Raw genomic sequence first — 25922 nt, 5'->3', positions numbered from 1 at the left:
GTTATGGGGACTGAGAGCACGTATCTGTTCTCTCAGCACATAGATAGTGTCCTGCTGTTTTTTTGCGGCGGATCTGGCAATCGAGTATTTTACGATTTCGCCGAGAGAGGCAAAATCCTCTCTCATCACACGAAATGATCAGTTTCGTGACCCGAGAGAGGGAAAAGCCTCTCTCCGAGCAAATATTTGAAGAAAATCGTATGATCGAGGGTCCGAGAGAGGTAAAAGCCTCTCTCTGCGTAAAAACCATGTGCTGATGACTGCCGCGTTACGCGCATGATGATTTACCCTCAACCCTCCGAATCCCTGAAATCGAACCGCAAACTAATTCCCCAAACTAAATAGAAAAACCCGCCGTTTTTGTAAAAACGGCGGATTTCTCTTCTCTAACGCTTCAAAACTTTATCATTACGCAGCAGCCGCTTCCGTACGTGCGCGAGCTGCTTTCTTGCCGACGAGCAGTGTGAACGGAATCGCCGCAACTGCGATATAAGTCGCTACGAGGAACACGTCGTTCACGCTCATTGTGAAGGAGAACAGCGGAATGAGCTTCGCGCTTTCTTTGCCTTGTTGCGTCAGCTCCGCCACATGCGTGATGGTGTGCGATGCCAGCAACGATGTGAAGAGCGCAATCGCGAACGAGCCGCCGACGTTACGTACCCAGTTCGTAACCGATGAAGCATGGCCGACCATCGTCGGCTGAATTTCTTCCATCCCTGCCGTGCTTGTCGCAGCAGCCGCAAACGATACCCCGAGATTACGGATGGACATCCACAGGATGATGTAGAGGTGCGTGCTGTCACTATGCATATGCGTCAGCTCATAGCTGCCGTAGATAATCAGCACAAGACCAGAGATCGTCATTATGCGCGGTCCGAGAATCGGGTACAGCTTCCCTGCAATTGGCATGGCAAGCGCCATGATGAGCGAAGCCGGCAGCAGGATTAACCCTGTATCCATCGGCGTTTCTTGTTGAACATTTTGCAAAAATAACGGAATGAGCAATGTTCCGGAATATAGGCTAATGGTGATGATGGTATTCGCGACTAGCGTAATCGAGAAACGGTAGTTGCCGAATACGCGAAGGTTCAACAGCGGATGCTTCGCCATCAGCTCGCGGACAATGAACAGCACGAGCATAATCGCGCCGAAGGCGAACAAGCCGATTACGCGAGCGGAGTCCCATCCCCATGTGCGGCCTTGGCTGAGTCCGACAAGCAGTGACGCACTGCTAAGTACAACTGTAATGAGCCCCCAAACGTCCAGCTTCTTCGCTGTACCGATGCGGTAGCTAGGAATCATCGCAATAATAAAGATAATAGCAATAATGCCGATCGGTATATTCATAAAGAACAGCCATCTCCAGCTGAACTGCTGAATGAGCCAGCCGCTAAGCGTTGGACCGAATGCAGGCGCAAGCATCGCCGACAAACCCCAGATGCTTACTGCGAAAGGCTGACGCTCCTTCGGAATCACTTGGAAAATAATCGTCATCGTCGCCGGAACGACCAGACCTGTAAAGAGACCTTGCAGAATACGGAAGACGATTAGCGATTCAACGCTCCATGCGAAGCCGCATAGCACAGATAAAGCGACGAAACCGACCATAGCATACAAGTAAACGTTCTTGTAGCCGAACTTATCGCCCAAGTAGCCAGTTAGCGGTGCAATTGTACCAAGCGAGAGCATGAATCCCGTTAGCGTCCACTGAACCGTGCTCAGCGATGCATGAAAATCTTGCATGAAGATCGTCAATGCCACGTTAATGGTACTGATCCCGAGTATGCTTAGAAAAGCGCCAAAGAAAATGGCGATCATAATCGGCCAGAACCGAATGTTCGGAGCGGCCGTTGTTGTTGTGCTCATTTGGTTATCTACTCCTATCCTATTTGCCCAAGTGGGCTCTATGTAAAAATGATCATATCCTATAACTCAGATAAAGTAAACTACTTTAGTCGTTTTTAGTTTAGTTTGACCAAAAGGTTTATTTGTCTGTCGACATCATGTATACTATTTTTTAGAAAGTGAGTGTGAGCGCTATGGAAACGACAAGCGGCGAAACACCGAATTGCCGATATACGGACGAATCCATTCTAAATAAATATGCTGCAAAGCTGCTTCACCCAATCAAGTCGAACGGCATTGCGAACTTGCGCATGGACGATATCGCCAAAGCAATGGACTTATCCAAGGCGACCCTGTACAAATATTTTCCTTCGCGGGATGAGATCATGGAGCGCTTGACGAATTTATTCGTCAAGTATGTTGTCGGCGCCGGCTGTGAAGCTGAACCCGCCTCTGGCACCAGCGAAGCCTATATTCAGAAGTTCCAATCGACATTCAGCCAAACACTACTGATCGCCAACTACGGCACAGAGATTTTCTTCAAAGATCTGCGCGAGATCTATCCTCAGCTTATGGCTGCAATTGAAGTATCTATTAGCGAACGCAATGCGCGGCTGCGCAAGTTCTATGAGCGCGGCATGGCGGAGGGTCACCTGAATTCCCTTAATGCAACGCTGCTAATCCTGGAGGACGAGCTCATGTTCCGCCATTTGCTTGATCCGATGTACTTGATGAAGAATAATTTGACGCTTCGGAATGCGATTGGAGACTATTATCAGATCAAGAAGCTTCAGCTGTTTAAGCCGGATATTTATGCTTCAATAGATGACACGCAGATGATGGACAAAATCGAGCATTTGGTGCGCAAAGTAACATATGGCGTCGCATAACAAAATGGTGGCATAAAGGACAACGTAACTCGTCCCTTTATGCCACCATTTTTTCGTCTGCATCATTACGCGTCACTTCTCGGCTTCAGCAGCACATTCAGCTGCTCCAGCAGGCCTCCGCCGCTGCCCGTGAGGGAGATCGTGCCGATCTTCTCGCATATTTTCTCCAGATATTCAAGCTCTTTGAGTCGCATCAGCGTCGCGTTCTCATCCATCAGCTTCGCCGTATTCATCAGGCTGCGCGTCGACGCGGTCTCTTCCCTTCTCATGATGAGATTCGCATGCGCCCTCTTCTCCGCAATAAGCACCGTGTTCAGAATGTCCTTCACATCTCCGGGCAAAATAATATCCTTCACCCCTGCAGACAAGAACTGAACTCCATACTCGCCTTCACGCTCACAGAGCCGCTTGTGCACGAATGAGCCGATCTCATGCTTCATGCGCAGAAGATCGTCCAGCTTCAGCGTGCCGACGTATTCCCGAAGGATAAGCTGCAAGCTTACATAAATTTGCTCTTCCATCGAACGGATCCGCACCGTCTGCAGCGGGTCGGTCACTTGATACTGACAAACGAAGTTAAGCCGCAATGGCACCTTATCTTCTGTGAGCATCTCCTGTCCGGTCATATCAAGCTGCTGTCTGCGCAGATCAATCGTCTTCACCATGACGGCAACGGGACAGCGCCAGAAGTAGTATTTGCCCGGCTCCAGGCGGCGAATGAGCTGGTTGTTGTAGTAGAGCAGCCCCGCTTCTTCCGCAGCAACATCATAGCTTTGCACGACTATATTGCCAAGCTTAGGAAGAATCGAACGGTCAATATCTTCAGCAAGCTCAGGCTCCAGCAGGTTCGCTCGGATTATCCCGAATTCCTTAATGCCTTTCCAGAACGCATATTTGCCCGCCCTGTATAGGCCAGCAAACTTCCCGTCTTCATAAAGCAGCACATATTCTGAATCTCGGACGTCGATGACTTCGAGCTCAGCGCGGAGCTGCTCATCCTGCAGGAACAGCTGCAAGTCTTTGCCTGGCACCTCGAATGGCTTCGTCACGTCGAGCACTTCGATTTTCACATCCTTGAAGATAGGGAACCGATACGTGCCCGGCTGCAAGAATCGCGTGTAGCTGCCTTTCGTGAAGAGCAGGCCGCGCTGGTCGTTCTGAATTGTAATTGTTCTGAACATCTATAAAACCTCCCTTAAGAGAATCGAAAATACATCCGTTATCGTCATGTGGCGGTTCATCAAGCCAGGAACGCTCGCGAGAGTGAAGAACGGAGCTGCGCTTAAGAAAGAAGCTTCCATGCACCTGCTGCGCTAAGCGTACAGATCGGTTGCCGCAAGCCCCGAATACAGGCTGCTGCTACCAGCGATCACCGCTTATTCGCATTCCGTACACCTTATCGCTGCTATCGGTATCCGCGAGCTGCAAAGCTCTTCTCCCTCGTGCTCTGCAAACGAGCGTGAGCGTTCCGTACGCCCAATGAAATAAATGACTATACCATAGATCGCTTAGCAGGCGAGTGGGGAATCGAACCCCTTTCAAATGGAGTTCCTGGCGCCAGCCGGTCATCAGCATACTCAGTAGCACATGTGCCGAGCACTGCGGAACCAACTCGAAGTTCCAGCCTAGGAAGCCGGTGGCTTTCACAAGAACAACTTGATTATCACCCAAGATTGAACAAGCGAACATGGCGGAAGTATTACGACCAGCTGTAAAAAAGAAAAAGAGCTCGCAAATTGCGAGCTCTTCAAACGTTATTTCACTTCACAAGCAGCGCCATCGCCGTCACCATCGAGCTTCCGGCTGTAGCCCGGATCGCCCTTATGCAGCGGCGCTTTGCCGGCTTTGCGGACTTCTGCGCAGCTCTTGTACGTGACAGTTGCACCAGCTCCGGACGATTCTCGCGGCGCTTGCAATGCCGGAACCGAAGGCTGCTCGCCTTCTTCCTCATCCCCCGTCACCTCGACGGCATCCTCGGCAATAATCGGCGTGATGGCTTCAAACGCGCCGGTATCTTCCCACATGACCTGGAATTGGCGCGCGAACGATTCAGCTACTTCGGCGCTGCGCAGCACCATCAGCACTTCATCGTTAACAGTGCTCGCCGATTTCGAATAGTTGAAGGAGCCTGTTGTCGCCGTCTTCCCGTCTACGATCGTCATTTTCAGATGCATTAAACCGCTGTGCTTGTTGATCTTAAGCGGAATGCCAGCGCTGCCAAGCAGCTTGAGCGCTTCCTTCTGCGTCTTGCCTGCCGATTGGATCCGGTCGGTAATGATCCGCACAGCAACGCCGCGCTTCTTCGCCTTCTTGATGGCATCAACAATCTCCGGTTTCGTTAAGCTATAGATCGCAATATCGAGCGTAGTTGTCGCCTCATTAATGACGCTGACCAAGAGCTTATCCGGCTGCTGGTTCGCCTGCGTGAACGCCCACTCCGCATCTACCTCTTTCACCTTGGACGTACTGTCCGATGAAGCATAAATCGCACCGCAAGCTGTGACGCAAAGCGCAATAACAAGAAGCACGATAAATTTCAATAGTCGCATGCTGCCCACCCTTTAAATCTCTATTTTCGATCTAGTTTACCACGATTAGGCGGGGCAAACGAATGTAATTAGCACAATTTTGCACATACTACTCCAGATTAAGGGAAGAGAGGAGATGATCGCATATGAAGGAGAAGAGCAAAGCCGCGGGCAGCTTAGCCGAACAAACGCTCCTTCTGCTTGAACAATGCGAGGATATTACACATCGTGAATATAAGGCGCAGCAGGTTCAGCTTCTTTATTTCGATCATCTGACCGACAAGGAAAGCTTGCGCAAAGAAGTGCTTGAGCCGTTCGGAGCGACCGATGCGGGAGCTTATGAAATCGAGAAACGGCTGGGCCAGTCCCAGTATGCCTTGACGCCGGATACGAAAGCTCTAGTCGATGGCATTCTTGGGGGACAAGTCGCGATTTTCTACAAGGAACTCGCTTATCTGTTCGATGCATACGGTCCGGAATCTCGTTCCGTGGAAAGCAGTGAAATCGAAACCGTTATAAGCGGTCCTCAAGATTCGTTTACCGAGTCGCTTGGCACCAATTTATCCCTGATTCGAAGGCGCTTCAAGAATGCTAACCTCAAAGCCGTCACGCTCACATGCGGTTCGAAGACCAAAAGCACCATTATGCTGCTCTATCTTGAAGGGACAGCCGATGAGAACCATCTCAAGGTGCTGCGCGAAAGAATAGAAGCGATTCAAACTGATATCATGCTCGATACGAATGTTCTTGTGCAGTACCTGGGCAAAAAAATGTTCCAACTCATGCCGCAGTATTTAACAAGCGTTCGTCCAGATCATATGACAAGCAAGCTCGCAGAGGGCAAAATCGTCGGTCTGATGGACGGCAGCCAGGTTGCATTCAGCGCGCCTGCTTACTTCTTCGAGTTCTTCGCATCGCCGGACGATTACTATATGACTTGGAATATTGGGTCAACGGTTAGACTGCTGCGTATCTTTGCACTGTTCATCACACTGATGTTCACGGCATTGTACGTCACTATCGTTACTTATCACTATGAGATGATTCCTCAAGAGCTGCTAACCAATTTGATGGAATCCCGTCAAAGAGTGCCTTTCTCCCCGCTTATGGAAGCGATCGTCATGGAAATTACGATCGAGCTGCTGCGGGAAGCTGGCGCGCGGCTGCCGACAAAGATCGGAACGACGATCGGTACGGTTGGCGGTATCGTCATTGGCCAGGCCGCTGTTCAAGCGGGCATTACGAGTAATATTCTCATCATCTCGGTCTCGATATCAGCCATAGCCTCCTTCGTCATCCCCAGCTATATGATGAGTTCAGCTATCCGAATGCTCAGGTTCGGCATTATTGTGCTTGCTGGATTCTTCGGTAATTTCGGGCTTATGATCGGACTTGCTTATATTTGCATTCAGCTCGTGACGCCGAACTTGTTCGGACAGTCCTTCCTCTTCCCGTTCACGCCGTCTAAACCGGGGAAGTGGCTTGATATGATTGTCCGCGCGCCCATGCAGCTGCTGGATAAGATACGCAAACCGCAATCCTAAACTGGAAACCCTCACGAAGAAAGGAGAACGCCATGACAGCCAAGCTTAAATTCAGCCATCTGATCAGTGTTGCCCTCTCAATGCAATATGGAGTCACCGCTTTCATCCTCCCCCGTCTAGTAGCCAATTATATCGGGACAAACGGCTGGGCTGCTCTATTTATCTTCGGGGCTATTGCGGCGCTAAACATTCTTCTTATTGGCCTTGTCTATCGGCTTGGTAATGGCGCTGATATCTTAACGATTGCCAGACGGGCAGTACCCGCTTTTATTGTAAACCCGCTATTCTTTCTGCTCGCCATCCAATGGACGGTGCTTGGACTGATGATCAGCAAAGAATATTTGCTTATCCTTCGGTCTCTCTCGTTCCCAACTCTTCAGCCTGCCTATCTTTACGTTCTGATGGGGGCACTGATCTTCATGCTGCTAACCAAAGGAATCATGGGCATTTCCAATATTGCTCCGATATTTCTATCCCTATTGCTTTTGCTTGTCTTCACGACACCAGGTGCACTCATGGAAGGCTTTGATCGATCTCGATTAACGACGTTCTGGTTCGAAGAAGCGAAGCACAGCCTCTCGGGCTGGATGAGCATGTATTTCTCCTTCTTAGGCTATGAGACGGCAATTCTCCTCATCCCCTATACGAATAAGCAGTCTCGTCTACATCTAGCTTTTCAAATTGGCAACGTCATGACAACGATTTTCTATAGTTTCATTTCCCTTTTGGCACTCGGGTTCTTCAGCTTCGAGCAGCTGAAGCAGCTGTCCTATCCCATTCTCAATATGCTGTCGAATGTCAAGTATCCTTTCGCACAACGATTGGATGATATCATCTTTAACCTGACGCTGCTGAGAGCGTTGTTTATTACGACCCTTTATATGTGGATGGCTGTCGAAACCTTCCGTCGCATGCGGCCGCAAGCACGAAGTCAGACCGGGACTTACATCTTCTTGCTCGTTATTGCCATTGTGGTCTTCTTTATCTATCCAACTGATCTCGTGCGGACGAATCATTGGCTGGATCGATTAGGAAACGTTGAAATTGGCGTAGCTTTCATCCTGCCCTTGCTTCTGCTCATTATGATTGCCATCGCGAAGCTAAAGGAGCGGCGTAAATATGCTTAAGCTTAAGGAGCTGTCGATGCTGCTGCTTGGTATCCCACTGCTTCTTCAAAGCTGTGCCGAACCCAGGAAGCTTGAAGGACTCGGCATCGTGACTACGGCTGCCCTGGATCTCAATCAAGCTTCAGACGACCCAGATGCTAAATTATTAAGAGTCGCTGTCGCGATCAAGCTTACCGAAACGAAGGGCGGAGCCCAGGAGAAAGTCATCCAGACGGCAGATAACTCGCCGAAGGAAGCTCGGAACCAGCTCTCCCGCAAAACAAGCCAAGTGCTCGTATCCGGACAGCTGCAAAATATGATTATCGGTGAAAATCTCGCCAAACGGGGCATATACGAATGTTTGGACTCCTATCGCCGCGATTACACGGTGAGCGAAAGAATGCGAATTATTGTCTCCAAAGGGAGCAGCATCGATCTGCTCTCTCATTCTTATAAGGATATTCCTTCAATTGGCGATTATCTGAGCACGCTGCTCATTCAAGGGGAGCTCATTAATGAGTCCACAAGCGGGAGCATGCATGAATTCATACGCGATTACTTCGACGATGGCGTTGATCCGATCGGCACCGTTATCAAGCAGAATAACGAGCTGGTTGAAGCCGATGGCATCGCCCTGTTCAAGGACTCCCGATATGTTGGAGCTATCGAAGCGGAGAAGTCCACTCTCTTCATGATGCTGAGGCATAATTTCAAGAATGGAGGCACCATCATTCGAATGAAAGATAGCCGATCCGGGAAGAAGCAAAGTGCGGTATTGGATGCTCTTATAAGCAAACGAAAGGTGACGGTCACTAACGTTGGAGACGGGGATTCCGCGCCACAAGTGAACATCGATGTATCCCTGGAAGCTTTTCTTCTTGAATACATTGGTGACATTAAGCTGAATTTGATCGCGGAACGGGAGCAATTGACACGAGAAATCACCAAGGCGATTACGGAGGAACTAGAACGCATGATGAAGCGGCTGCAGCAGCTCGGAGCAGATTCCGTTGGCATCGGGACAGCGGTTCGGAACAAAATGAGCTTCTCGGCATGGAAGAAAACGAATTGGGATCAGGTATATCCGAAGGCGAAAATTAAGGTCAATGTGCATCTCCATGTACGAGATTATGGAATGATTGAATCTTAACAATAGAAGACGGAGCCGAATTCCGGCTCCGTCTTCTATTTAACTAATGCGATTGATATCGCTGCTCTCGATATGCGGTTTCGAATATCCGTGCTTCGCTACTTTGACCATCGCTCGTCCTAGCTGGTCCGATGTTGTGACCGCATTCTTAAATCCGCGTTCCAGGAGCGGATAAAGCGGCCTCAAAATGGTATAGAACAGCTGATACCATCCCGTCTTGGACTTGACGCCGAACTTGGGCAGAATCGCGCCTGGCCTGAACATATAAGCTCCTTTGAAAGGCAGCTTCATCAAGTCATTCTCCGTCTTGCCCTTTACTCTCGCCCACATGCTGCGGCCCTTCTCCGTACTGTCCGTCCCGCTTCCCGTAACGTAGAGGAACGTCATGCCTGGATTCAAGCGGACAAGCGTCTTCGCGACGCTCATCGTTAGGTCATATGTAATGGCGCGATATTTCTCCTCTGACATCCCTGCTGATGAGACGCCGAGACAGAATAAGCATGCGTCATAACCGGAGAGCTGAGCTTCAATCGTTGAGAGATCGAGTAGATTGGCGTGCACAATCTCTGCGAGCTTCGGATGCGTCTTTCCTGCCCCGCTTCTTCCCACGGAAAGCACCTGCTCAACCTCTGGATCTAAGAGACACTCGCGCAGCACGCTCTGGCCAATCATGCCCGTTGCACCGAATAGCAATACTTTCATTCCGATCACGCCTCGCTTCCTTCCATAGATAACTACAACGATAGCACATCGGAGATGGAAGAGGAAAGCGAGCGTACAGAGGCGAATATAACAAGATTCACAACAACATGAACAAGAATAGAAAGGCTTATGATTGGCTAATAGGAGCCTGCAGCTTATTTTGTTCACGGACGGCGAAACATATGTTATCATGATGGTAGTTATTTACAGAAAAACTAAATCGCTTGAGGTGAAAGAGATGAATCCAAGAAGCACATCACTTCTGTATCCGATTCTATTCGACCGTCACCCTGAGGCTATTCTCGCAACAGATTTGGAAGCCTACGTCTACTATGCGAATCCGGCAGCTGTACAAGCACTCGCTCAGCCACCGTTGCATTTGCTAATTGGACAACGCGTACATACGTTATTTACACTCGAAGACTTGCCCACCCTTCAACAGCACATTCAGCAAGCCGTTGCATTCGGCCAATCTCAACTCTTCGAGCTGCCACTTTCGATAACCGGACAAGCCTCCACACCTCTTCGCATCATGCTCGTACCGCATGCCGAACAAGTCGAATCTGCCGCCGCTCACTCACTCACATTTTATCTCACACCGATCATGAAACAATCTATACATCAATCACAGACTGCCGAAGCTCCTGCATCCTACGATATGAATCGAATGGAGCATCTTGCTACCGTAAGCCAGCTCGCAGCCAGCATTTCCCACGAAGTCCGCAATCCTCTCTCGGTTACGCGGGGATTTCTGCAACTGTTGAATACCCCTGGATTGACGCCAGAGAAGAAGAAGGACTACATCAAGATCAGTCTCGAGGAGCTCGATCGCGCAGCAGGCATCATTACGGACTATCTCTCCTTCGCCAAGCCCATCTTTGACGAAACCGTTCAATTCTCCCTCTATGACGAACTCGAATATATCGCCAAAATCATGATACCCTACGCTACCATCCAAGATATCCGCTTCCAACTGCAGAATCAGGCCGAAGGTATACATATCCTTGGCAACTCCAAGAAATTCCGGCAAGCGCTGATCAATCTCATCAAGAACGGCATTGAAGCTATGCCAAGAGGCGGTGAGCTGCGGCTTGTCTATGCCGGTTACGCTAACGGCATCGCCCACATTGTCATTGCCGACACCGGCACGGGAATGGACGCTGAGATGCTAAAGCGAGTCGGCAAGCCATTCTTCACGACGAAGGAGAAAGGCACTGGCCTTGGCATGATGGTCGCCTACAGCCTGATTCAAGGGATGAGCGGTGAAATCGAAGTGAGCAGCACAGCTGGCGAAGGCACCAGCTTCAACATTTATATGCCGGTTATGGAGGGGTAGTGGGTCAAATAAAGAAGCTGTCCTCCGCATCTCCACTGGATGCTTACGAGGGCAGCTCTCCTTATTTGTTCAGATGATCGGTAATAATCTGAATCATGATCTTGTCATCATATGGTTTGGTAATGATGCCATTCATGCCGACGGCCAAATAGCGGCGATGGTCCGACTCCATCACGTTCGCAGTGACCGCGATAATCGGCAATTCCTGATATTTGGCTAGCTCGCGTATTTGCCTCGTCGCTTCAATCCCGTCCATCTCCGGCATATGCACATCCATCAGAATGAGATCATAGCTGCGCTCTGCAAGCATCTCCAGTGTCTGAACGCCATTCACGGCGACGTCGAGCTTGAAGCCGTGGCTTTCGAGAATCTCCCTCACAATAATTTGGTTAATTTCGTTATCTTCTGCGACTAAGATAGATCCGGTCTGGACGCATGCATCCTCCGATGCCGCTGCAGCTTCCTCGGCCATACCCGTCAAGCTCGCTTCTACCGTAGTGCAGGTAAGCTCGAAAGTAAACCGGCTGCCTCGCCCGTATTCACTTTTCACTTGAAGGCTGCTATCCATGAGCGCTAGCAGCTGCTCGCTTATGACAAGGCCAAGCCCTGTACCGCCGTATACGCGGGCAATTGCGGGACTTCCCTGCTTGAACGGTTGAAACAAGCTCTCCAACTGCTCCTCCTTCATACCGATACCTGTGTCTTCTACCGAGAAGCGAAGCCTTGCTTCCTGCCCCGCAGCATCTAGAGCAACGAGCTGAACGCTAATTTCAACGTGACCCTGCTCCGTGAATTTGATTGCATTGCTGCATAAATTGAGCATAATTTGCTCCAATCGCAGCTCGTCAGCCTGAACGATAGCCGGACAATGCTCTTCAATGAGCACGCGAACCTCGATTGGCTTACTTCCGACAAGGACGGTCAACGTCTCTGTCAGCCTGTTCGCCCATGAACGAATTCGGAAGGCATCCAGATGGAGTTCCAGCTTCTCTGATTCCACCTTCGAGAAGTCCAAGATGTCATTGATAATGCCCATTAGTATCCGTGATGAAGACTGCATGCCCATCAAATACCCGGATTGTTGTTTCGTTAGGCTTGTCTTCTGGAGCAGCTGAGCGAGCCCGACGATTCCGTTCAATGGCGTTCGAATCTCGTGGCTCATCTTCGCCAGGAATCGCGTCTTCGCTTCACTTGCCGCATCCGCCTCCAGGCGGCGCCGCTCATTCTGAGCCGCTTCCCGCTCTGCGCTCACTTTCTCTGTGATATCAATGAACTTGCCGATGACTTCAACGACAGTGCCATGCTCCGATCTGACCGGCTTCAGAAAGACCATAATATCGCGATTCATCAGCTCGCTCTGGAAAACCGCCTCTTCACCGGCCCAAGCCTGTTCATAATAGAGAACGGTCGTTGGCCTCATCATCTCTGGCGTGAAAGGCTTCGCTAAAATGTAATCACTCGTCTGCTGAACCGACTCGAAGAACTGCCCTTCCGCCATCGTATGCAAGAAACTGCCATCGCCGAGGCGAACGAATTTAAAAGTAAGCCCAGGTTGCATGCGCAACATCTCAGCCGTATCCTTGCGCAGCTTGTTCATTCCTGACATCAGGTTAAAGGTGCGCAGCAGAAACTCTTGATAGCCTGCAACGACGATCGTGGCGATTGCGTTCGCCATGCCATAAGGAAGAGTATAGTAATAGAAGGGCATATGATGAATCCAGGAAAACGTTCCTAGTATCACACTATTAGCCAGCGTTATGAGCAGCCATTTGCTCCAATGTCCTTTTGCTTTCGCATAGAAATAGGAGCTGATCAAGCAAATCAGAAGACCGACTATCATTACCCTCGGCAATGAAGAGATATCCATAATCGCGCGAGGAATGATGATGATAACTAAAGCGGTTAAGCTGGAGGTTAGCCCTCCGAACGAGATGGCAAGCAGCAGGGCGACCGATCTGACATCGAATACGAAACCATTAAAGGAGATTCCGTTATATAACAGCAGGATGCCGAGCAATCCGCATACCACGCCAAGAATCAGCTTTTTGGGCAAATTAAGCTCCGTGTCCGTGCGAAACCAATAGAAGAATCGAGTTAGAAAAAATAGAAAGAAGGTTAATAGAAACAGACTTAGCGCGAAGTCTTTGATCACGATTGTCCCTCCTATTCTGTGCAAAGTCATGATGCTAAAACTTGCTATTAAGGACGGTTCCGATAAATAATAGTATCGTACATATTTATAACCAATAAGGCGGTGTTCATTGTGACGCAATCTGGCGTTGGCATTAAAGCCATCGAAATCAGCATGTCCATCCAAGGCAATCCGTTCGTCATCTATCCAACTGTTCTATGGGATGAGCAGGAGATTATCCTCGTCGATACTGGACTCCCAGGCCAAGTCGAGCTTATTCGCGCCGCATTCGAGAAAGCTTCAATCCCGTTCGAGAAGCTGACCAAAATCATCATTACGCATCAGGATCGCGACCATATCGGCGGCCTTCCGGAGCTTAAACGGCTGTTTGGCGATCAAGTGCAGGTTATCGCCCATGAGGTTGCCGTACCTTACTTAACCGGTAAAGAACCGCTTGTGAAGAGCAAATCGCTCGCGGAACCCGTGCACGTCGATGCGGTGCTGCATGACGGAGATATTCTGCCATATGCCGGCGGCATTCAAGCAGTATTCACACCGGGTCATACGCCGGATCACACTTCATTCTATCATATCCCAAGCCGCACCTTAATTGCTGGCGATGCTCTTACAGCACAAGACGGTGTGCTGCATTCATTTAATCCGGCGTTTACGCCTGATCAGAAGACAGCGCTGCAATCCATCACGAAGTTTCAAGAGCTTGAGCTAGAAAGTGTAATCGCTTATCACGGCGGAGTATGTACAGAGAACTTGCAAGAACGTCTGCAAGCGATCGTTACTGCGCCTCAAGCAGAGCAGAACGTGTAGCCATTATAGGGAAGGCGGTTTTCCAGCTATCTGTTGTACAGATGCGAGCTTAGGAAAACCGCCTTCTTCATTCTATGACTACTTGTAATGCCGTACAAGACTCGCAATGGAGTCCAACACTTCTCTCAGCTTTTCCTCGAGCGTATCCAGTACAACTTCCAGCTTCGCATATTTGCCCTCATGAATCATCGTCTCCAGCTTGAGCGCCGCCACATGCAGAGCATTCGCCCCGATGTTCGCCGCGACGCCTTTCAACGTGTGCGTTAGGAAGCGTGCTTTATCAATATCACCGTTCGAGAATGCAGCGGAAATGTCCTTCACTGCCCCGGCTGACTTTGCCGCGAACTGACTAAGGATATGAAGATACGATTCCGGCTTCATCGAATACCTCGCCATGAACAGGCTAATATCAAGTCCCGGAAGCTGGTCGGGCAGCTGTGCTGTTGCGCTTGTCTGCTGTTGAGCTGGTACAGCAACGACAATCGACTTCGATTGCAGGATGAGCTTCTGCAGCATGACGAATAATTCAATCGGCTCGAACGGCTTCGTAATGTAGCCATCCATACCTGCTTCAAGCACTTTATCGTGGACGCCCTTCATCGCATCGGCGGTCATTGCAATGATCGGAATGCGGTATTCGCTCGCCGCCGCAACCTCCGCCTCGCGAATCTTCCGTGTCGCCTCGTAACCATCCATAATAGGCATTTGCACATCCATCAGAATCGCGTCGAACTTCTGCGCCTCCGCTGTTTTCTCGACGGCCTGCAGTCCGTTCTCAGCAATCTCGACCACCACGCCTGTCTCTTCCAGAATCGACCTCGCGACATGCTGGTTGATCTCGTTATCTTCAACGAGCAGGACACGCGCAGCATTCAGCATCGCGAACTTCTCCATGCCTTCCTGCTGCACCGAGCCGCCGGCTACCGATGCTGGCTTCTGCCTGATGACGGATGAAATCTCATTGTACAGCTGGGACTGGCTGATTGGATAAGGGAGCACCTTGTCGAGGTCCGTATCGTCCAGATGACGATGAAGCTCATAGTTATGCGTGTCGCTAATAAGCGCAATCGCCTTCTTCAGGAACGGGAACGATTCATAAATCTGCTTGAATACTTCCGTTCCATCGTGATCTTTCAGCTTCCAATCAATAAGCAGCAGATCATAGCCGCCGTATTTATGAATGCTGTCAAACGCCTCTGTCGCAGAAGCAGCTATCGTCACAATGTATTTGAACTGCTCCAGCTGCTGCTTCATAACTAGCTGCATTTGATGATTATCGCATACGAGCAAGACGCGCAGGTACGTCGAATTGATCTGCCGGATTTCTTTGAATAGATCGTAGTCGCCTTCCTCGAACATAGCCGTGAACGTAAAGGTGCTGCCCTTTCCAACTTCACTCTCAAGCGCAATTGTTCCGTCCATCAGTTCGATAAGACTTTTGCTAATGACAAGACCAAGTCCCGTACCGCCGTATTTGCGTGTCGTGCTCATATCGCCTTGCGAGAATGTCTTGAACAGATGCTCTTGTTCCTCCGGGGAAATTCCGATGCCTGTGTCCGATACTTGGAACTGCAGCTTCATTCGCTTCGTCTGCTGCTCGAGGACACTGACGGCAACGGTTACTTCCCCGTGCTCCGTGAATTTAACCGCATTGTTAACGAGGTTGAGCAGCACCTGATTGAGCCGGAATGGATCGCCATGCAGCACTTGCGGAACCTCATGCTGAATTGAGATATGCATGCGAAGCCCTTTATCAAACGCCTTGAAACTGACCATATTCGAGATGTTGTTCAGCACCTCGTACAGATCGAAGTCAATATGCTCGAGCGTAATCATCTTTGCTTCCACTTTGGAGAAATCAAGAATGTCATTAATAATCGTCAGCAAACCTTTAGCCGATTGAATGGTCATATCGACGTAATCGAGTTGCTTATCGGACAATACTGTCTTCTGCAGCAAGTAGTTATACCCGACAATCGCGTTCAGCGGTGTCCGGATTTCATGACTCATATTGGCAAGAAACTCACCCTTAGCCCGGCTTGCGCTCTCGGCTACTTCCTTGGCCTCGCTGAGCTGAACATTCTTCAGCGCCAGTTCTTGCGTGCGCTCCTCTACGAGATCCTCCAGATGCTCCTTATGTACACGAAGCGCTTCCTCGGCCTTCTTATGAAGCGTTCTGGTGAGCAGCAGCACCATAACAAGTACAAATTCCAACACCGCTAGCGCAATACCTCCGATGATGTACCAGCGATATTGCTCCCACACCGTCGGATTCTTAAGCATAATTTCGCTGCCCTCAGGCAGTTCCTGCTCCGTAATGTTCCACTTTGTAAGCGTTCTCCAATCGACTTGGACTGATTGATCCCGATTTATGATTGTCTCCAGATCGTCTGCATTCGCTCCTTGTAGAATTTGCTCGGCACGCTGGGCAGCCGTTACGCCGATATCAGCAAAGCTGTGCAAGGCGCCGCCGACAATACCACTTCCCATGTATTGAGCGAAAGGCGAATAGACAGGCATATGCGAGTCTGCCACGATCTTCTTCACAACTTCGGCAGGAATATAGGATTTGCCCAGCTTGTCCTCAAATAGAAAAACAAACAGAATCGACGCACGCGCGTCCTTCGCGTTCTGAAGCTTATCCATCAGCTGCGAATAGGTAAGACCGTTTAAATATTCCAACTGCACTTGCTTCTCGTACCCAGCTGTTTCTTCCTTCGCCATCCTAAGAGCAGTCTGTTCGTTAGGCGAGCTGCCGATGACGACATAGATTTTGTCCGTCTGCGGCTTCGTCTTCAGAATAAGATCAATGGTACCAGACAGCTCGAAGTCACCGACTACGCCGGTATAGTTAGGTGGCATATCTGCCGGCAACACGCCTTCATACTCATTGTAAGCGTAGATGACTGGTACTCCAGGAAAGAGCTGCTCACCGAATTTCATCATGAATGGAAGCGCCGGGTAGCTCGTCGTCACGATCAAGTCAGGCTGGCTACCCTCATATTTCTGCTTCAGCAGCGACATGAGCGTTTCGTAATAGCCTGGCTTGGAGCCGTACCTCGTCAAATCCAAATATTCTTGATATATCGTAACATCCGCCTGCGCCTTGAGCTTACTTGAGAACGCATCAGCGAACTGTTTGGTCGTTGGATAATCCGAAGCTGCCGAATGAAGAATAAGCACTTTCTGGGCTGGTGTTTGCGACACGGTCTCTGAAGCATAACTATATGGCGCTGCCGCAAATAGCATCGATATGAGCGCGAAAAGAGCTAGTACAATGGTTCGGTTCAATCCAGTCTTGAAATGGCTGGTCATGTGCTCGCTCCGCCCTCCTTGCTTATGCAAATGGAAAGAAATTGCCTACCTTTTCACCATTGTATTGAATGAGAGTCGAAAATGTAAAGGGATTTTGTCGTTTCATGTCATAATCGTGTCGAAATAGGAAATACGTAGCAAAAGCAAGTTAAAATGGATATTTTCTCTCGTTCATGCGGGTTCGAGTGGATGCTGGGTTGTTGGACGGAGTTCGGGTGCGAGAGCACGTATATGTTCTCTCAACTTCCCAACCTCTCAACTTAACTCCTGCTCAGCCTCCTGTTCTGCTCCGCCTATATCCATGCAAACATAAGACAAAAAGCCAATGATCGAGTAGAATTAGGATGAATAAAAAGCTGTTGAAGCTCTAGCATCTTCTTTGCAAGCTTCATATCGGACAGCAGCAAAAGGAGCCTTAGCACCATGACGACCGAGCAAACTCGTATCGATTGTATGAAATGCCGTCATTTCTATATCACTTGGGATAAGAACTATCCAAGAGGCTGTAAAGCATTCAACTTCAAAGGATCAGCGATGCCTAGCGCCGCAGTGCTCGCCTCCTCCGGCAAGCCATGCATGAACTTCGAATCGAAGCAGCTGCCTGCGCCGCCACAGAATCGCGCAAATAAATAATCCCGCTCGAGCAAGCGAACCTGCTTCGAGCGGGATTACTATTAATTGAATCGCTTGATGATTGCTGCAATCGTCTCATCCGCTTGATCGTACGGCACTTGGCAGGTTCCTGCCGCTTCATGCCCGCCGCCGCCATACTCCCGCATTAGATACCCGACCGGAACTTCGCAAGTCCGGTTCACGATACTGTGACCGCACGCAATCGCACAATTCTGCTTCTGGAAACCGTCAACAATCCAAAGAGAAACATTTTGCCCAGGGAAGAGCGCGTATATGAGGAAACGGTTGCCCGGATAGATCTGCTCTACGCCTCTTAGATCCGTCACAATGGCGTGTCCCTCAACTCGCGTATGCTTAATAAGCATTTCGCGGAATAGCGAGTCCAGCTCATAATACCGTTCAACCCGCTGCAGCACATCTTCATCCTGCATAATGAGATCAAGCGGCTGCTCCAGGCAGAGGCCAACAAGCTTCTCCATCAGCTGATAGTTGCTGATTCGGAAATCACGGTAACGGCCAAGTCCCGTGCGGGAATCCATAATGAAAGACAGCAAATCCCAACCTTCCGGTTCTAAAATATCGTCCTTGCTGAATTGGGCCGCATCCGCCTTGTCTACGCCTTCCATCATGCTGTCGAAGAACGGACCGAACTTTTCACGACCGCCGTAATATTCATAGACAACTCGCGCAGCACTGTCTGCAATACGAATTTCACCTTCGAATTCAAACTTCTCTTCCTGTGACCGCTTCAGCTCGCTGGCGTGATGGTCGAACCACAGGCCGCAGCCTGGCACGAACGGAATGTTCGTTAATATATCATTCTTCGTAATCTCAATTGTTCCGTCCTGCATGTCCTTTGGATGCACGAACTTCATCTCGTCGATCATACCAAGCTTTCTGAGCAGTACAGCAGTTACCAATCCGTCGAAATCGCTTCTCGTAACGAGCCTCATTATGTTCTCCCCCACAAAGTAGTTCTACAAACCCAAGTAACAGGACTATTATACCAGATAACGAGGAAGAAGAAACCAATGTTTACTAGATTTGAGACAAGGTCTGACACACTCTGCTGCTGTTTATCTGCCAATCGACTTTCACAATAAAAAAGCCCGCGAATAGGCATTCGCGGACTCTCATTCTTATTTAGCAAAGCTATGGTGGCCAATATTCACAACAACGTCAAGGCTCGACCAGAACGTCCCTCTCGTCACTTCCGGATTGTAGAAATAGACGGCATCTCCGATGTTGTTGCGCCCGTTGAGCGCATCCTTCGCGGCACGCAGCGAGCTTTCATTCGGCGTGCTGTTAGCGAGCATGCCGTTGTGAGCCGGCGGGAACTGTCTGCCTGAATAGATAACATCCTTGATGGAATCAGGGAATCTCTTATCCTTCACCCGATTCAGGATCACATTCGCAAGCGCAAGTTGACCTTCGTAAGGTTCATAGCCTGCTTCCACCATCGTAATCTTCGCAAGCAGCTTGAGATCTGCTTCCGTGTACGCTGCCGCAGGCTTGCTGAAGAAAGAAGGAATTACAACTTTGAGCTTCGTGCCAACAGGTGCTTCTGCTTCGCTGCCAAGTTTATTGCGCTTCAGCAGCTGTGCCTTGCTAATGCCGGCTTCTTGGCTAATTTCGCTGATGCCCTTCTCTTCACTTACGAACGCAGGCTGTGTCAGAGCCAGCTCAACGGAATCCGCTTGCGCATCGGCAGTTAAATCTGCATGCAGCATATCTGCCAGCTGGCGTACCGGTACGTACAGCCGGTTATTCTTCAAGATAGGAAGCGCGTCCATCCGATAACGGACGTCATTGAAATAAACGACCGGAACGCGGTTTCCGATTACAATTTCATCGTTTAAGGCCGTATGTATCGTTAGTTCTTCATCGTTATTATTCCAGCTTACAGATGCTCCTAGCAGCTTCGCAATGCGAGCGGCCGGTACGTAAGTTCTTCCATTAATAAGGGTTGCCGAGCCTGATAGTTTCAGAAGCTTGCCGTTCACTTGAACGGATACCGCTTGATCGGCATCAGCTTCCTGTGCGCCTGCAATGGCGAGTGGCATCGCGCAACTAAGAAGTAACCCCAGAATCATTGCGAGAAGAAGCCCATGAACAGGCTTATTTGCTTTAATCATGTGTACCTCCTTGTTAGCTTTGGGTTAAGCTGCCAATCCACATTTCTCTCGCCAGAGTATAACACAGCTCTTTACATAAGTTTCATTAACATTTTCACAGAATTGATGGGCGATAACTCCCACGTAGTGGCAGTAAACGCAAAAAAACAGCCAGGAGGCAGGCTCCTGACTGTCCGTTTTCTATACAATTAATTCAAGCTTTTGGACACACGCTTGTCCCGCTTCGGAAGCAAGATAAGCAGGAAACACACGGCGCCGACAACCCGAATGATGCCAATAAACGTCATGCTCGGCGCGAAATCAAACCAGGTATATAGCCGCATGCCGACTAGCGGAGCGAACACGGCAGAAATCTGGGATAACGTCGTATAGAGCGAGATGGCCGGATGACGCGTCTCTTCAGGAGCGATTTCGAGCAGACGATTAAAAATGGACTGCTGGAATCCGCTCGTAACGAAGCCTCCGATAAAATCATACACGTAAACGTAGTTCATGGAAGGAACATGCGTCCACCAGAAAGGAGCAAGCCCTAGCGCCAGAGCCGAGACGAACACTGTAAAGCCGTTTCCTCTGCGGTCCGCCAGCTTTGCCCATATACCGAAGGAGATCAATGAGCCAATTGCCCCTACGACCGTATCAATGCTCATCTGCGTATTGGTCGCGTGCAGGATGTCTGCTTTCAGCTTCGAATACATCGGCCAAGCAGCCATCCAAGCGAACGTATACAACGTCGCACAGCCGCAAAACAAGATAAATGGCCATCCGCCGCCTATAGCGAACACTTTGCGGAAGGCCTTTGCCGGGTTGAGCGACAGGCTTAAGCGTTTCCGGGTAACCGCTGGCCTTGCTTCCAGCTTGACCTGCCCTTCTTCCTCTTCGCTCGGAATACGCAGCTTATGGAAGTACCAGGTCTCGACCAGCGAAGCGATAAACCCGAGGACAACCGCTGCCTGATACCCGTATGGATAATGCAAATGGTCAATGCCGTAGCCCGCTACAAGCGCCGTCACCATCCCTGTGATCCCGATCCATAGATTTCGCTGCGCGAAAACTCTGTTCCGATAGCTCGAAGGAATGATTTCGCCCATCATGGATTGATAGGACACGGCGATGACCGTATTGGTCGCGTTATAAGCACTGACCAGTGCAATCAAGGCAACCATCGGCGAAGCATGCCAATACGGCAGGAAGAACAGCAACAGGTAACAGAAGCGGCTAAGCAGAATAATGCCGGATATAATGCGTTTCTGCTGCCGATACCTGCCAATCAGCATCGATGCCGGGAACGTAAGCAAGATCGTGAGGATCGCGGGTACCGAAGACAGCAACGCGTAATCGTTGTTCGACGCGCCAAGCCTGGCTGCCAGAATCGGGATAAATGGCGTTACGAAGTTGAATCCGATCGACCACGCAATCCCGTTATATAGATTATGTTTAATATTTTGCCGCAGGACGCGGTTTACAGCTTTCATCTCATTCACTCACTCCTGTTGTGGTCATGCTCTATTGCTATTCTAAGTTGAAAGCAGCAAAAAGAACATAGCCAAACAAGAAAAAACCCTTGATCGCTCAAGGGTTTAATTCCATTATGTGCGGCGCATATAAGCACGAACCGTAATTGGCGCGAAAACCAAGACGATAACTGCTGCACCGATAAGTGAAATCGCCATATCCCAGCCAACCGTTCCTTTGTTGGTCAAATCACGAACTGCAGAGATGACATGCGAGACCGGGTTGATGTTCGCGAACCATTGCAGCCACTTCGGCATTGTATCCGTAGGGACGAATGCGTTCGAGAGGAATGTCATCGGGAATAGCACGAGCATCGAGATGCCCTGTACGCTGGACGCTGTACGCGCGATGACGCCGAAGAATGCAAAGATCCAGCTCATTGCCCAAGATACAAGAATAACGAGCAGGCCAGCGAGAATCACATGATCAAGTCCGCCGTCTGGACGGTAGCCCATGATGTAGCCCATTGAGAACGTGAGAACCGTTGCGATGGTATACCGGATCGTATCGGCCATAAGTGCGCCTGCGAGCGGAGCGATACGGGCGATCGGCAAAGACTTGAACCGGTCGAAGACGCCTTTGTCCATATCCTCTCGCAGCTGGACGCCGGTTACGATCGATGTAGTGATGACGGTCTGAACGAGTATGCCCGGAATAATAACAGGCAAGTAGCTTTGTACGTCACCGGAGATGGCGCCGCCGAAGATGTACGTGAACATCAGTGTAAAAATAATCGGTTGAAGCGTTACGTCGAATAGCTGCTCTGGCGTTCGTTTAATCTTGAGCAATCCCCGGTACGCCATTGTAAGCGAGTTGCGGATGGATTGGGTGAAGCTCATATGTCTCCGTAATGGGCGGTTCGTGCCTGTTCTTATTGTCTGGGTGTTGCTGCTCATTGGCTTACTGCCTCCTCTTTAACGCCTTGACCTGTAATAGATAAGAATACTTCATCAAGTGTCGGTTTCTGCACACTAACCTCATCAAGCGCGATACCCGCTTCGCGGAGCGCGAGGAGCAAATCCGTGATCCGGTCGGCATCGGCCATCGGCGCTGTAATCTTCGCCGCTTCCGAGGTTACACTCGACTGAACCTCAAGCACATGATTAACGATACGGCGCGCTTCCGCAATATTCGCTCCCTGCTGTACACGCAGCTGCAAGGACGATGTGCCTACAGATGCTTTCAGCTCATCTACCGTGCCTTCAGCAACGACGTGGCCGCGGTCAATAACGGCGATCCGATCCGCCAGCTGATCCGCTTCATCCAAGTACTGCGTCGTGAGCAGTACGGTCGAGCCGGTCTTCACCAATTTGCGAATGGTATCCCACATTTGGGCGCGAGTACGAGGATCAAGCCCCGTCGTCGGCTCATCGAGGAAAATAAGCGGCGGCTGTGCAATCAAGCTTGCCGCAAGATCGAGTCTACGGCGCATACCGCCGGAGAAGTTCTTGAGCGGACGCTTCGCGGCTTCCGTGAGGCCGAATTCTTCGAGCAGCTCCACTGCTTTGCGTTTCGCTTCCGCACGGCCAAGTCCAAGCAGGCGGGAGAAAATAACTAAGTTTTCCGTTGCGCTCAGCGACTCGTCAACCGAAGCATATTGGCCGGTTACGCCAATGAGTTGACGGACGATCTGCGAATCCTTCACCACATCATAACCGAAGATCCGCCCCGAGCCTGCATCCGGTCGAAGCAGCGTCGCAAGCATCCGAATCGTCGTCGTCTTCCCTGCTCCATTCGGTCCGAGAACGCCGTAGATCGAGCCTGCTTTTACTTTCAAATCAACACCATCTACTGCGCGGTTATCGCCAAACAGCTTTACAAGCCCTTGCGCTTCAACCGCTAAATCGCCGTTATTCGGCTCTATGCTATATCCATGTTTCAAGTTAATTCCTCCTAGTTGACTAATGACAAAACGAATCTTACGCTTACTTCATGAACTCAATATGAACAACTTTATGAACCAGATAAGGAGCTTATTATTAGTGCGTATCTTATTTCATGAAAAGACAAGCGAGCATGAAATTACGGTCTGCGACGCGTCTGAGCTTGGCGGTGAACGCGGCAGCTTCCGGGTGCTCCAGTTCGCAGAGAATGCCATGCAAGGCGCAATGGACCTGGACAACCCCGATCGAATCGTATTCGAATATCCGCGGGCGATGATTCATCTAATGAAGTTCAATAATCCCTCCTACGGACATGTCTATTTAATCGGCCATGGTATCGGCACAATTGCTCGCAGCTGCCCTAGCATCCGCTTCACGACTGCCGAGCTTGATGCTCGGGTCGCCTGCTTGAGCAAAGAGCTGTTTGGTTGCAGCGATGACAATGTGCGAATCGGCGACGGGCGAGCCATCCTCGAAGAGCAGGATTCACATGCATTCGATTTCGTCCTGCTGGACGCCTTCACGGCACGAGGAACACCGCGGCATCTTACCTCCAGATCCTTCTTCGAGCTGACAGCAGCTAAGCTCGCAGAAGGCGGTGCAGTTATTCTGAATATGATGGGCAAAGGCGGGCATGATACGGTCACAGCCGCTGTCCACTCGACGCTGCAAACCGTATTTGCGAATACTCGCGTGTTCGCGCTTCCTTCATCAAGCTCGTCCGAGCTGCGAAATATCATTATTGCCGGGAGCGATCAGCCGATCCGCTTTCAAGAGAGCAAGATGGCAGGTTTTGTCCCGATTGAGCTGGAGCAAGGTTATATCATCGAAGACCACTAGTCTTATCATAGCGGAAATAAAAAAGCTGGCATCGGTTCAGAGACCGAGGCCAGCTCATGCTTTGTGATGAGAGGAAATTATGTTATTAAAGCAGCATACCGCCCGAAGCCTCAATGCGCTGCGCATTCACCCAGCGCATATCCTCTGTGCAGAGCGATGCGATTACGCCGCCGATGTCATCCGGTACACCTGCACGGCCGAGAGCCGTAATCGATCCGATGTGAGCATTCACCTGCGGATTATCTCGCAGCGTACCGCCGCCGAAGTCTGTCTCAATCGCGCCTGGCGCAATGGCATTCACGCGGATGCCGCGCTTGCCGAGCTCTTTTGCCATGTAACGTGTCATCACTTCAATCGCGCCTTTCATCGATGCATATGCGCTATAGCCTTCCATCGAGAAACGAGTTAAGCCAGTGGACACATTCACGATGCCGCCATTGTCCGCGAGCAGCGGAAGCAGCTTCTGCGTTAAGAAATAAACGCCTTTGAAATGAATGTTCATCAGGCTGTCGAAGACCTCTTCCGTCATGCTTGGGAACGGCACATTCTTGCCAATACCAGCATTGTTAATAAGAAAGTCGAAGCTATCGCGGTGCCACTTGGACTTTAGCACATCGCTAAGTGCAGCCGCGAAGCCTTCAAACGAAGACACCATGCTCGTGTCCAGCTGAATGGCTGCCGCTGTGCCGCCTGCCTGCTCAATTTCGCGAACCACCTCTTCAGCTGCCGCTTGCTGGGTAAGATAAGTAATAACGACACCGATTCCTTTGCCAGCTAGCGCTAATGCTGCGTTTCTGCCAAGCCCGCGGCTTCCTCCGGTAACAAGCGCGATTCTCGTCGTATGATTCATATTGTCATTTCTCCTTTGATGAAGTGGTTTGGCCTCTTGACCAATCGGCGATCGAGGTCTAAAGTGAGAATATCACTTCGAGTTAACTCTAAGTCAAGCCATAGGAGGCTGTAAAAATATGAATTATTCCATCAACGAAGTCGCGCAGAAATTCGGACTCACGGCACATACGCTGCGCTATTATGACAAAGAAGGGCTGCTTCCATTCGTGGAGCGCACCAAGTCCGGCAATCGCAGCTTCACCGATGCCGATCTGAATTGGGTCGCTCTAATCTGCTGCTTGAAGGATACGGGTATGCCGATCAAAGAAATGAAGTCATACAGCGAGATGGCTATGCAAGGAGCAGCAACGAGCGAGGAACGAAAGCACATGCTGACCGAGCACCGCATTGAGGTCACGCGCCAGATCGAGAAGCTGCAGCAGAATATGAAGCTCATTGACGAGAAGATCGAATTCTATAATGACCCCGGCAACATTGCGCTCATGGAGAAAATGAAAGAACGCGTGCGCGATCGCGCGAATTAATGGCAATAGCAAGAAGACCATCCTTACCTAGTAAGGATGGTCTTCTTGCTGTCGTGAACGTCTCGATAATCTTAGAGTGCTGAATCTGCACTCTAAGAGCGCCATGCTGCCGATATCGGCTGCTTCCCAGTCTGAGAGTTCGAATTTTGTACTCTCAGAACAGAAAACGGC

General features: G+C 50.1%; 21 protein-coding genes. 9 read left to right on the top strand and 12 right to left on the bottom strand.

Going from position 1 to position 25922, the window contains the following annotated elements; all coding sequences use genetic code 11:
- Positions 1-408: 408 nt before the first annotated feature.
- Positions 409-1866, bottom strand: a complete 1458-nt coding sequence (locus AC0YNX_RS00905; protein WP_475813778.1) for a DHA2 family efflux MFS transporter permease subunit — start codon at positions 1864-1866, stop codon at positions 409-411.
- A gap of 173 nt (positions 1867-2039) precedes the next feature.
- On the opposite strand from AC0YNX_RS00905, the gene AC0YNX_RS00900 reads away from it, so the two are divergent.
- Positions 2040-2735: a TetR/AcrR family transcriptional regulator gene (locus AC0YNX_RS00900; RefSeq protein WP_475813777.1), complete on the top strand. Its 696-nt coding sequence runs from the start codon at positions 2040-2042 to the stop codon at positions 2733-2735.
- 65 nt (positions 2736-2800) lie between these two features.
- On the opposite strand, the gene AC0YNX_RS00895 is transcribed toward AC0YNX_RS00900, so the two are convergent.
- Both AC0YNX_RS00895 and AC0YNX_RS00890 read right to left on the bottom strand, forming a co-directional pair.
- Entirely contained in the window at positions 2801-3916 is a 1116-nt protein-coding gene (locus AC0YNX_RS00895) for a slipin family protein (protein WP_475813776.1), read from the bottom strand.
- 573 nt (positions 3917-4489) lie between these two features.
- Positions 4490-5284 (bottom strand): phospholipase D-like domain-containing protein, encoded by a 795-nt coding sequence (locus tag AC0YNX_RS00890; RefSeq protein ID WP_475813775.1) that lies wholly within the window; start codon positions 5282-5284, stop codon positions 4490-4492.
- A gap of 125 nt (positions 5285-5409) precedes the next feature.
- Between AC0YNX_RS00890 and AC0YNX_RS00885 the strand changes: the two genes are divergently transcribed.
- Genes AC0YNX_RS00885 through AC0YNX_RS00875 form a run of 3 tightly spaced genes read left to right on the top strand, consistent with a single transcriptional unit; the run spans position 5410 to position 9063 of the window.
- The gene (locus AC0YNX_RS00885; protein ID WP_475813774.1) at positions 5410-6807 is read left to right on the top strand and encodes a spore germination protein; all 1398 of its coding nucleotides are present in this window, start codon (positions 5410-5412) and stop codon (positions 6805-6807) included.
- A gap of 32 nt (positions 6808-6839) precedes the next feature.
- The gene (locus AC0YNX_RS00880) at positions 6840-7934 is read left to right on the top strand and encodes a GerAB/ArcD/ProY family transporter (protein WP_475813773.1); all 1095 of its coding nucleotides are present in this window, start codon (positions 6840-6842) and stop codon (positions 7932-7934) included.
- Positions 7927-9063: a Ger(x)C family spore germination protein gene (locus AC0YNX_RS00875; protein ID WP_475813772.1), complete on the top strand. Its 1137-nt coding sequence runs from the start codon at positions 7927-7929 to the stop codon at positions 9061-9063. The genes AC0YNX_RS00880 and AC0YNX_RS00875 overlap by 8 nt, the downstream gene beginning before the upstream one ends.
- 39 nt (positions 9064-9102) lie before the next feature.
- Here AC0YNX_RS00875 and AC0YNX_RS00870 read toward each other — a convergent pair whose 3' ends face one another.
- Complete coding sequence (locus tag AC0YNX_RS00870; RefSeq protein ID WP_475813771.1) at positions 9103-9765, bottom strand: NAD-dependent epimerase/dehydratase family protein; 663 nt, start codon at positions 9763-9765, stop codon at positions 9103-9105.
- Positions 9766-10003: 238 nt separating this feature from the next.
- On the opposite strand from AC0YNX_RS00870, the gene AC0YNX_RS00865 reads away from it, so the two are divergent.
- The gene (locus AC0YNX_RS00865; protein WP_475813770.1) at positions 10004-11101 is read left to right on the top strand and encodes an ATP-binding protein; all 1098 of its coding nucleotides are present in this window, start codon (positions 10004-10006) and stop codon (positions 11099-11101) included.
- A gap of 61 nt (positions 11102-11162) precedes the next feature.
- On the opposite strand, the gene AC0YNX_RS00860 is transcribed toward AC0YNX_RS00865, so the two are convergent.
- Positions 11163-13253: a response regulator gene (locus AC0YNX_RS00860; RefSeq protein ID WP_475813769.1), complete on the bottom strand. Its 2091-nt coding sequence runs from the start codon at positions 13251-13253 to the stop codon at positions 11163-11165.
- A 111-nt stretch (positions 13254-13364) separates the two neighbouring features.
- On the opposite strand from AC0YNX_RS00860, the gene AC0YNX_RS00855 reads away from it, so the two are divergent.
- Positions 13365-14057, top strand: coding sequence for an MBL fold metallo-hydrolase (locus AC0YNX_RS00855; protein ID WP_475813768.1), 693 nt, complete (start codon positions 13365-13367; stop codon positions 14055-14057).
- A gap of 78 nt (positions 14058-14135) precedes the next feature.
- Here AC0YNX_RS00855 and AC0YNX_RS00850 read toward each other — a convergent pair whose 3' ends face one another.
- On the bottom strand, positions 14136-17372 hold the full coding sequence (locus AC0YNX_RS00850; protein ID WP_475813767.1) for an ABC transporter substrate binding protein: 3237 nt from the start codon (positions 17370-17372) through the stop codon (positions 14136-14138).
- Positions 17373-17795: 423 nt separating this feature from the next.
- Between AC0YNX_RS00850 and AC0YNX_RS00845 the strand changes: the two genes are divergently transcribed.
- Entirely contained in the window at positions 17796-18005 is a 210-nt protein-coding gene (locus AC0YNX_RS00845; RefSeq protein WP_475813766.1) for a uracil-DNA glycosylase, read from the top strand.
- Positions 18006-18046: 41 nt separating this feature from the next.
- Here the strand turns inward: AC0YNX_RS00845 and AC0YNX_RS00840 are convergent, their stop codons facing one another.
- From AC0YNX_RS00840 to AC0YNX_RS00820, 5 genes are all read right to left on the bottom strand, one after another.
- Entirely contained in the window at positions 18047-18958 is a 912-nt protein-coding gene (locus tag AC0YNX_RS00840) for an exopolyphosphatase (protein ID WP_475813765.1), read from the bottom strand.
- Between the two features lie 186 nt (positions 18959-19144).
- Positions 19145-20140, bottom strand: a complete 996-nt coding sequence (locus tag AC0YNX_RS00835; RefSeq protein ID WP_475813764.1) for a cell wall hydrolase — start codon at positions 20138-20140, stop codon at positions 19145-19147.
- 188 nt (positions 20141-20328) lie between these two features.
- Positions 20329-21612: an MFS transporter gene (locus tag AC0YNX_RS00830; RefSeq protein WP_475813763.1), complete on the bottom strand. Its 1284-nt coding sequence runs from the start codon at positions 21610-21612 to the stop codon at positions 20329-20331.
- Between the two features lie 114 nt (positions 21613-21726).
- Entirely contained in the window at positions 21727-22548 is an 822-nt protein-coding gene (locus AC0YNX_RS00825; RefSeq protein ID WP_475813762.1) for an ABC transporter permease, read from the bottom strand.
- Complete coding sequence (locus AC0YNX_RS00820; protein WP_475813761.1) at positions 22545-23534, bottom strand: ATP-binding cassette domain-containing protein; 990 nt, start codon at positions 23532-23534, stop codon at positions 22545-22547. The genes AC0YNX_RS00825 and AC0YNX_RS00820 overlap by 4 nt, the downstream gene beginning before the upstream one ends.
- A gap of 100 nt (positions 23535-23634) precedes the next feature.
- Between AC0YNX_RS00820 and AC0YNX_RS00815 the strand changes: the two genes are divergently transcribed.
- Complete coding sequence (locus AC0YNX_RS00815) at positions 23635-24375, top strand: spermidine synthase (protein ID WP_475813760.1); 741 nt, start codon at positions 23635-23637, stop codon at positions 24373-24375.
- 85 nt (positions 24376-24460) lie between these two features.
- Here the strand turns inward: AC0YNX_RS00815 and AC0YNX_RS00810 are convergent, their stop codons facing one another.
- The gene (locus tag AC0YNX_RS00810; protein WP_475813759.1) at positions 24461-25225 is read right to left on the bottom strand and encodes an SDR family NAD(P)-dependent oxidoreductase; all 765 of its coding nucleotides are present in this window, start codon (positions 25223-25225) and stop codon (positions 24461-24463) included.
- 118 nt (positions 25226-25343) lie between these two features.
- Here AC0YNX_RS00810 and AC0YNX_RS00805 point away from each other — a divergent pair, with 118 nt between their 5' ends.
- The gene (locus AC0YNX_RS00805; RefSeq protein ID WP_475813758.1) at positions 25344-25751 is read left to right on the top strand and encodes a MerR family transcriptional regulator; all 408 of its coding nucleotides are present in this window, start codon (positions 25344-25346) and stop codon (positions 25749-25751) included.
- Positions 25752-25922: the final 171 nt, after the last annotated feature.

Source organism: Paenibacillus sp. J31R98 (assembly GCF_056269245.1).
This window is presented reverse-complemented; position numbering and strand designations above follow the sequence as displayed.

Bases quoted from the DNA above. Each gene is read 5' to 3' on its own strand.
- AC0YNX_RS00890 (WP_475813775.1), bottom strand. From the start codon at position 5,284: ATGCGACTATTGAAATTTATCGTGCTTCTTGTTATTGCGCTTTGCGTC.
- AC0YNX_RS00880 (WP_475813773.1), top strand. From the start codon at position 6,840: ATGACAGCCAAGCTTAAATTCAGCCATCTGATCAGTGTTGCCCTCTCA.
- AC0YNX_RS00865 (WP_475813770.1), top strand. From the start codon at position 10,004: ATGAATCCAAGAAGCACATCACTTCTGTATCCGATTCTATTCGACCGT.
- AC0YNX_RS00870 (WP_475813771.1), bottom strand. From the start codon at position 9,765: ATGAAAGTATTGCTATTCGGTGCAACGGGCATGATTGGCCAGAGCGTG.
- AC0YNX_RS00900 (WP_475813777.1), top strand. From the start codon at position 2,040: ATGGAAACGACAAGCGGCGAAACACCGAATTGCCGATATACGGACGAA.
- AC0YNX_RS00830 (WP_475813763.1), bottom strand. From the start codon at position 21,612: ATGAAAGCTGTAAACCGCGTCCTGCGGCAAAATATTAAACATAATCTA.
- AC0YNX_RS00905 (WP_475813778.1), bottom strand. From the start codon at position 1,866: ATGAGCACAACAACAACGGCCGCTCCGAACATTCGGTTCTGGCCGATT.
- AC0YNX_RS00825 (WP_475813762.1), bottom strand. From the start codon at position 22,548: ATGAGCAGCAACACCCAGACAATAAGAACAGGCACGAACCGCCCATTA.
- AC0YNX_RS00885 (WP_475813774.1), top strand. From the start codon at position 5,410: ATGAAGGAGAAGAGCAAAGCCGCGGGCAGCTTAGCCGAACAAACGCTC.
- AC0YNX_RS00845 (WP_475813766.1), top strand. From the start codon at position 17,796: ATGACGACCGAGCAAACTCGTATCGATTGTATGAAATGCCGTCATTTC.
- AC0YNX_RS00810 (WP_475813759.1), bottom strand. From the start codon at position 25,225: ATGAATCATACGACGAGAATCGCGCTTGTTACCGGAGGAAGCCGCGGG.
- AC0YNX_RS00895 (WP_475813776.1), bottom strand. From the start codon at position 3,916: ATGTTCAGAACAATTACAATTCAGAACGACCAGCGCGGCCTGCTCTTC.
- AC0YNX_RS00840 (WP_475813765.1), bottom strand. From the start codon at position 18,958: ATGAGGCTCGTTACGAGAAGCGATTTCGACGGATTGGTAACTGCTGTA.
- AC0YNX_RS00835 (WP_475813764.1), bottom strand. From the start codon at position 20,140: ATGATTAAAGCAAATAAGCCTGTTCATGGGCTTCTTCTCGCAATGATT.
- AC0YNX_RS00850 (WP_475813767.1), bottom strand. From the start codon at position 17,372: ATGACCAGCCATTTCAAGACTGGATTGAACCGAACCATTGTACTAGCT.
- AC0YNX_RS00875 (WP_475813772.1), top strand. From the start codon at position 7,927: ATGCTTAAGCTTAAGGAGCTGTCGATGCTGCTGCTTGGTATCCCACTG.
- AC0YNX_RS00805 (WP_475813758.1), top strand. From the start codon at position 25,344: ATGAATTATTCCATCAACGAAGTCGCGCAGAAATTCGGACTCACGGCA.